Origin of the sequence: Microcoleus harperi Pol14_C6 (genome assembly GCF_036701295.1) — a bacterium.
In the GTDB taxonomy this organism is placed as follows: Bacteria; Cyanobacteriota; Cyanobacteriia; order Cyanobacteriales; family Microcoleaceae; genus Microcoleus.
This window is the reverse complement of record NZ_JAUBQN010000016.1, coordinates 115,083-121,756: the sequence shown is the minus strand read 5'-3', so window position 1 is coordinate 121,756 and position 6,674 is coordinate 115,083. Positions and strand designations below refer to the sequence as shown.

The 6,674-nt window shown below is 45.0% G+C and carries 8 protein-coding genes; 4 read left to right on the top strand and 4 right to left on the bottom strand.

Going from position 1 to position 6,674, the window contains the following annotated elements; all coding sequences use genetic code 11:
* Positions 1-978 precede the first annotated feature (978 nt).
* Entirely contained in the window at positions 979-1,308 is a 330-nt protein-coding gene (locus tag QUA27_RS13620; protein ID WP_333068534.1) for a hypothetical protein, read from the top strand.
* Between the two features lie 70 nt (positions 1,309-1,378).
* Here QUA27_RS13620 and QUA27_RS13615 read toward each other — a convergent pair whose 3' ends face one another.
* From QUA27_RS13615 to uvrB, 4 genes are read right to left on the bottom strand one after another with little or no spacing between them, the layout of a single operon-like run.
* Positions 1,379-1,777 carry a DUF2281 domain-containing protein gene (locus QUA27_RS13615; protein WP_333068533.1) on the bottom strand — a complete coding sequence of 133 codons (399 nt, stop codon included), beginning with the start codon at positions 1,775-1,777 and terminating at the stop codon, positions 1,379-1,381.
* Positions 1,774-2,118: a DUF6883 domain-containing protein gene (locus QUA27_RS13610; RefSeq protein ID WP_333068532.1), complete on the bottom strand. Its 345-nt coding sequence runs from the start codon at positions 2,116-2,118 to the stop codon at positions 1,774-1,776. Before QUA27_RS13610 ends, QUA27_RS13615 begins: the two co-directional genes overlap by 4 nt.
* Positions 2,115-2,318 (bottom strand): DUF433 domain-containing protein, encoded by a 204-nt coding sequence (locus tag QUA27_RS13605; RefSeq protein ID WP_333068531.1) that lies wholly within the window; start codon positions 2,316-2,318, stop codon positions 2,115-2,117. The genes QUA27_RS13610 and QUA27_RS13605 overlap by 4 nt, the downstream gene beginning before the upstream one ends.
* Positions 2,319-2,334: 16 nt before the next feature.
* Entirely contained in the window at positions 2,335-4,347 is a 2,013-nt protein-coding gene (gene uvrB, locus QUA27_RS13600; RefSeq protein ID WP_333068530.1) for an excinuclease ABC subunit UvrB, read from the bottom strand.
* A gap of 180 nt (positions 4,348-4,527) precedes the next feature.
* Between uvrB and QUA27_RS13595 the strand changes: the two genes are divergently transcribed.
* The 3 genes from QUA27_RS13595 (at position 4,528) to QUA27_RS13585 (ending at position 6,139) form a co-directional block, all read left to right on the top strand.
* Complete coding sequence (locus tag QUA27_RS13595; protein WP_333068529.1) at positions 4,528-5,010, top strand: hypothetical protein; 483 nt, start codon at positions 4,528-4,530, stop codon at positions 5,008-5,010.
* 240 nt (positions 5,011-5,250) lie between these two features.
* Positions 5,251-5,997: a histidine phosphatase family protein gene (locus tag QUA27_RS13590; protein ID WP_333068528.1), complete on the top strand. Its 747-nt coding sequence runs from the start codon at positions 5,251-5,253 to the stop codon at positions 5,995-5,997.
* Positions 5,957-6,139, top strand: coding sequence for a hypothetical protein (locus QUA27_RS13585; protein ID WP_333068542.1), 183 nt, complete (start codon positions 5,957-5,959; stop codon positions 6,137-6,139). Before QUA27_RS13590 ends, QUA27_RS13585 begins: the two co-directional genes overlap by 41 nt.
* Positions 6,140-6,674: the final 535 nt, after the last annotated feature.

Below are 6,674 nucleotides of genomic sequence, written 5' to 3'. Positions count from 1 at the left end.
TTCAGATAGCACTCAGTTTTTTCGCTTCTGTGCTTTATTGCGTAAGCATCCCTATTTAAAAACTGTCCGGAGTATTGATAAACAGAACTTACGCACTTCGCCTTCATAACCGGGTTTTTTACTGCATCTGCGGGCTGTAACGAAGTTTTATCTCAAAAAACCCGGTTTCTGAGTTCTCCTGCGTAACTCCTATTCGAGGAATTTTGCAACTTCTGGTTGGGAAAAAGTTTTTGAATGCGATCGCACTCAAGTATTAGATGCGCTCAGAGGTTTTCTTCAGGAAGTGATGCAGCTAGCTGTAGATAAGGGTTACATCACGTTAGAAGAGAAGGAGGAATTTATTCGTCCGGCTTTTGCTAGCAGTACGGATGCTGTGGTATTAGGCAAGTAGTTGGTTTGGGTGGTGTTTAGGGCGATCGGTCTTTTTTATATATTTCTGAAACCCTTGCCATATCTGCCCGCGATCGATTCAATCGGCGCTCACTTCTTAATAGATATTTAGGTTGAGTTGGTATCCATTTTACCCATAACGCGGTAGACTGCGCTATTCAAGCCTATTAGATTAAAGCGGCATCGGATGTCGGCAAATTGAGGTTGAGTTGGCATCCACTTTACCCATAGCCCCGTATATGCGGTTATTCAAGCGTATTAGATTAAATCGCCATCGAATGTCGGCAATCGGATGTTTAAATCTCCGTAATAAAGAAAACAAACGGTCTTATTTAGCGCTTGACAAGTGGCTTTTTCAGTGTTAAATTCTTAAAATACAAGCTCAAGCAAAACTTCCTCACATGGCCAAGTGTAAGAAAGACAATGCTTTAATGTCTTGTAGTTTTTGCAATAGCAAATCATATCTGATACGGAAAAGGCCCGCCTGAAGTAACGATTCAGACAGAGGCCTTGCTTTAGCTAGCCAACTCACGGTGGTTTGACATCTCAACTTCAGACCACCACAAGTTAACGTAACTTTTGAAAAATATGTCCCATAATTATACTCCACAATGCGAGTCGTTGTACACCAACCTTCGGCAGACTAAGAAAACCCTCTGTGTTTTGGCGGAGTCACACCGCGCTTTGGCGAAGTCGAACCGCGCTTTGGCAGAGTTGAACCGCAGTCTGCTGGAGGAAAACGCAGCAAAGGATAAAACTATCCAATCCTTTGAGCAAAAAGTCTTTGAACAGCAACAAGAAATAGATGACTTGAGGCGCGAACGTGATTGGCAGCCAAATCACTGGAATAACGATGGTACATCAAACGCAGATTGTCACGATCGCGAATATGCAGCATATCGACTAGGAATCTCATAGAAAGCCCGATCGCCCTTCCCATCCAAAAAATAGGACAATGGTAAAAGGCGATCCCACTTCACCTAAATGCTTAATACGACCGCACTTTTTGCTGTTTTTCCTGCAAAAACTCGGCAAAGTCGCAGACTTCAGCCACTAACTCGTCAGGTAAATTATTTAAAACCGACAGTAAATGCTCTCGAATTCCCATCATTTCGTCGGCAGGTTTTACTAATTGCAACTGATGCGGATAAACTGTTTCAACACCAATCGTTTCCATAAATGCGCCCGGTTCATCCTGAGTTGCAGGCACAAAATCCCCGCCAACTTCTGCTTTCACCCATCCCCCAAATAATTCTACTAAATAAGCTTCACCCTTCTTGAAAACCTCAACAATTGTCCCGGCTGTTTGTGGCGGTGCAATCTCGCCATCAGCGAGGGCGACTGCTTCGGTTAAAGTCACTGCATCCAATAACTGAAATTTGCTCATTGCTGTCTCCCAAAGCGTTGAGGAAATGCGGTAACAAATCTAGCAATATCTTCACCAGATAAAACAATCCAGCCTGTACGTATTTGCCAAGATACCCCCGATCGCCCTGGAACTAAAATAATAGCTTGGTAGCGTTCTCCATAGTCATTCTGTCCGACTGGCTGTAACAATTCTAGCGAGATTTGGGCTATAATTGCGTCTCGAATCGCCTCCGGTGACTCAAACCCCATCACCTCCCGCCAAAATTTCTGCTTATCTCCGCCTACTCCTGCTTCCGTGGCACTGCTGAAGAGATATTGCGCCTTAGCAATGGGAAACTCTAAACGAGTGGGTGCATTCATAGCATTGAGGTTGAGAGTTGATACTGGAGACTAGCTTTAATATCCTCAGCTTCCAAATAAGGATAAGCTGCCAAAATTTCCTCTACACTCATCCCATTTGCTACTAAACTCACTACCAAAGAAACAGTAATTCGCATTCCTCGAATGCAACCTCTTCCTCCCATAATTTTTGGATCGAAGGTAATGCGATCGAACATCATATCCTCCCACTCTTCCTTAATGTCCCAATAGCTTATCCCGCAAATGCTTGATCCGATCGCGCAATTTACCCGCCTCCTCAAACTCCAACTTCTTCGCCGCCGCCTTCATCTGCGCTTCCAACCGCCCGATTAACTGAGGAATCTCATCCAAAGATAACTCGTTTACCTGTTCGTAAACCTCCTCCAACTGCTGAGAATTCAGCTTGCGGGAGACATCCAAAAATGCCAAAATCGCATTACTCGATCGCTTTTTCGCGATCGGCTGCGGCGTAATCCCGTGCATCTTATTGTACGCTAGCTGAATCCCCCGGCGTCGATCGGTTTCGTCGATCGCCTTAACCATACTATCCGTCAAATTATCCGCGTACAAAATAGCCTGTCCCTGAACGTGCCGCGCCGCCCTTCCGATTGTTTGAATCAACGAACGTCCCGATCGCAAAAACCCCTCTTTATCGGCATCTAAAATTACCACCAGCGAAACTTCGGGCAAATCCAAACCTTCCCGCAGCAAGTTAACACCAATCAATACATCAAACTTACCATCCTGCAAATCTTGGATAATTTCGATGCGTTGAATCGACTGAATTTCCGAGTGCAAATACCGGACTTTAATAGCCCTCTCCTGCAAATATTCGGTTAAATCCTCCGCCATCCGCTTCGTTAAAGTCGTCACCAACACTCGCTCGTCCCGACTTACTCTCTCCTTGATTTCCCCCAACAAATCGTCTATTTGTCCTTCCGTCGGGCGCACAAAAATAGTCGGGTCTATTACTCCGGTAGGGCGAATAACTTGCTCTGCCACCCTGCCTTCAGATTTTTCCATTTCCCAATCCCCAGGCGTAGCAGAAACAAAGATGCACTGATTCTCTTTCGCCCAGAATTCCTCGGCTTTCAAAGGGCGGTTATCTGCGGCGCTGGGCAAGCGGAAACCGTGTTCTATCAATACTTTTTTGCGAGCTTGGTCGCCGTTGTACATCCCCCTAATTTGCGGCACAGTGACGTGAGATTCATCTATCACCAACATCCAATCTTTCGGGAAATAATCAATCAAACATTCTGGCGGTTCCCCGGCATTTCTCCCTGCTAAATGCCGCGAATAATTCTCGACTCCGTTACAGTAACCTACCTCGCGCAGCATTTCCAAATCGTAGCGAGTGCGCTGTTCCAACCGCTGAGCTTCTAATAGTTTACCCTCTTTTTCAAATTCTGCCAGTCGGTCTTCTAATTCGAGTTCTATTCCTTGGCAAGCTGCCTCTAATTTATCTTCTGCCGTGACAAAGTGGCGCGCTGGATAGATATTTAAAGCCGTTGAACTTTGCAGGATTTTACCTGTTACGGGGTCAACGTAGCGAATCGCATCGATTTCGTCGCCGAAGAATTCGACGCGAATAATTCTATCTTCGTAAGCGGGGCCAATTTCCAAAACATCGCCTTTGACGCGAAATTTGCCTCTGCCTAAATCTATATCGTTGCGGCTGTATTGGACGTTAACTAAATCTCGCAAAACTTGCCGCTGGTTGACTTCCATTCCTACTTGCAAAGGAATAGCAGCTTTCAGGTATTCTGCGGGCATTCCCAAACCGTAGATGCAGCTAATTGAAGCAACTACAATTACGTCGCGGCGTTCAAAGAGCGATCGCGTGGCGGAGTGCCGCAACATATCGATCTCGTCGTTAATTGCTGCCGTTTTCTCAATGAAAGTATCGGTGACGGCGATGTATGCTTCAGGTTGGTAGTAGTCGTAATAACTGACAAAGTATTCGACTGCATTGTTGGGGAAAAAATTTCGCAGTTCGTTGCACAGTTGAGCTGCCAGGGTTTTATTGTGTGCTAGGACTAAGGTGGGTCTGCCGACTTTTTCAATCACCGAGGCAATGGAGAAGGTTTTGCCCGTACCTGTGGCACCGAGTAAGGTTTGAAATCGATCCCCGGCTTCGATGCCTTTGACGAGTTGGGCGATCGCTAGCGGTTGGTCGCCTGTGGGCTGGAAGGGCGCTTGCAATTGAAAAGATGCTGCCGCAGTTACCATAGGAAAATGTAGCTATTACCCATAAATCTTAACAAAAATGCAGAGATTCTGCAATTTCTTTAAGAAAATAGTTAGACTTTGTAATATTATTTTAATCATCGGCCCAAATAGAAAGCAGAAAGCCCACACAAGCAGTTGTCCGAACCCAGCAATCAACAGCAATAAACGAGGAAAAGAATTATGGATACGAGGAGCACAGGTACAGGCAAAGGCAAAGCGATCGCCCGCCGCGGCAAAGGAGGTTCCAAAAGCCAACCGACAGAACCCACGGATACCAAAGCAACAGGAATTCAACTTTATCAGCCCCAACACCTGCATGACAACCGCCCCGTCGGCCCAGACGATTTTACCATCAGCGAGATCGTCTCGATCTCGGGGGATCGCCCGATCGGCACTAGCACCCTGCACATCAGCGAAACCTACGGCATTGTAGCCAATCGCCCAGTCGAATCAAGCGACTTTGAAGTGGTTGCTACACTCGGCAATCGCCCGATCGGCTCCAGCGCCATGCAAGTCAGTGAAATGTTCAGTATGTCCGGTGCCCGCCCTATCGCAATCAGCACTCTTCACATTGATGAAGTTTACTCGACAATGGGAGGAAATCGGCCAATTGCCTCAAACGAAATTGACGATAGCTCAACATTAATGGGCTTCTTAGATTAATTAGTCATTAGTCATTAGTTATTATTAGTTTTTCGCTGTTAACTAATGGCTAATGAAACCTTTTTAGAGAAGTTCTTGACGAAGCCTATCGAGCAATTGAACCGTTTAAAGTGATTTATTTAACCCTGCCAATTTTAACAATTGGCGTTGCTGATTTATGGTATGAAGAACTCTATCTGAAAAAAATGAAATAAGCGCGTCAGAACCTCTTCGGAATTTCCAACTTGTCTATTTCATACCGTGATTCAGCAACACCAAGTGATTTTTACCCTAAATGAGAGGGAATATCAAACCGTGTCTATTTGGATTATTCGTCATGGTCAAAGTCAATCCAATGCAGGGTTGGCAACTATTGGACCCCATGAAAATGCCTTAAGTGAATTGGGCGATCGACAATCAAGATGTATTCCAACCGCCGTTAAACAATCTCCCCACTTGATTGTGACTTCACCTTATCTCAGAACACAACTCACTGCTCAACCATTGATTGAAAAATTTCCACATACACCCGTTGAGGTTTGGCAAGTTCAGGAATTTACCTATCTGGGCCTACAGTTCGATCAACCAACCACAATCCTGGATCGCAAACCTTTGAGCAAAGCTTACTGGGACCGCTGCGACCCTGAATATGTCGATGGAGCCAACGCCGAATCGTTGGTTCAACTGATGGAACGAGTCCGAACTGCCCTCAACCAGTTACAACAACAATCCGGTTTTGTACTTGTCTTTTCACATGGATTTTTTATCAAAGCAATGCTGTGGCAGATTTTGGCTAACCCAACGGTAATTGATGCCGTTGCGATGACTCGGCTTTTGGGATTTTCGCGAGGATTTCCAGTACCGAATGCGTCAATTTTGCAGATGGAATTTGATTCAGGTGGAATAGCTCACTGGAGTTCCTTCATCACCAATCATCTGCCACCGGAGCTAGAATCGGCAGCACCCGATGCAACTGTGGCGAGTGATGCAGGCGATCGACCCTCGTAACCTACCTTCACTGGAACAATGCCCCAACCAACGCCAGAGTGGCGTTGCTGATTTGTGGTATGAACGGCTCAATCTGCAAAAAAAGAAACAAGCGCGTCAGAACATCTTCGGAATTTCCAACTTATCTATTTTCATACCGTGATTCAGCAACGCCTAACAATCCTTTCGCCATTGTTAAATAGCTCAACTGGGTCATGAAAAGCACGAGCGAAAAAGCGCTACAAATCTCTATTCCTAATGTGGTCACAGCTTAGCCAAAGAACTTGAGCTCGCTGGCAAAGCGAACTACTCAATCCACAAAATCTCACTTTTTAGTTACAACAAGAGTGTCTGATTCGTTGGCAGGAGAGCGATTAAATATTAAAATATTTTTGGTAAGTGGTAACACTTCTAGCAGAAGACCTTCGGCAGAAAACTATCCCAGCAATAATTTGAACAATTAATAACATCCTCAGCGTCTTCGCGGTTGCTATAACTGTTAATAATTCACAAAATTTAACAGTTCATATTTCACATTTGAGAGTTCAAGGGCTAATGACTACTGATATCGTTTGCGGTTGCATCGGTATTGTTTAAATGTCTAAACAATCAGTTGTTCCGAAAGCATAATTTTAGTCAATAGTCAACAGTTAACAGTCAACAATATCTTGCTCGTGCAAACAGAATATATATGACTA

Bases quoted from the DNA above. Each gene is read 5' to 3' on its own strand.
- QUA27_RS13620 (WP_333068534.1), top strand. From the start codon at position 979: ATGTCCCATAATTATACTCCACAATGCGAGTCGTTGTACACCAACCTT.
- QUA27_RS13615 (WP_333068533.1), bottom strand. From the start codon at position 1,777: ATGAGCAAATTTCAGTTATTGGATGCAGTGACTTTAACCGAAGCAGTC.
- QUA27_RS13610 (WP_333068532.1), bottom strand. From the start codon at position 2,118: ATGAATGCACCCACTCGTTTAGAGTTTCCCATTGCTAAGGCGCAATAT.
- QUA27_RS13605 (WP_333068531.1), bottom strand. From the start codon at position 2,318: ATGATGTTCGATCGCATTACCTTCGATCCAAAAATTATGGGAGGAAGA.
- uvrB (WP_333068530.1), bottom strand. From the start codon at position 4,347: ATGGTAACTGCGGCAGCATCTTTTCAATTGCAAGCGCCCTTCCAGCCC.
- QUA27_RS13595 (WP_333068529.1), top strand. From the start codon at position 4,528: ATGGATACGAGGAGCACAGGTACAGGCAAAGGCAAAGCGATCGCCCGC.
- QUA27_RS13585 (WP_333068542.1), top strand. From the start codon at position 5,957: ATGCAACTGTGGCGAGTGATGCAGGCGATCGACCCTCGTAACCTACCT.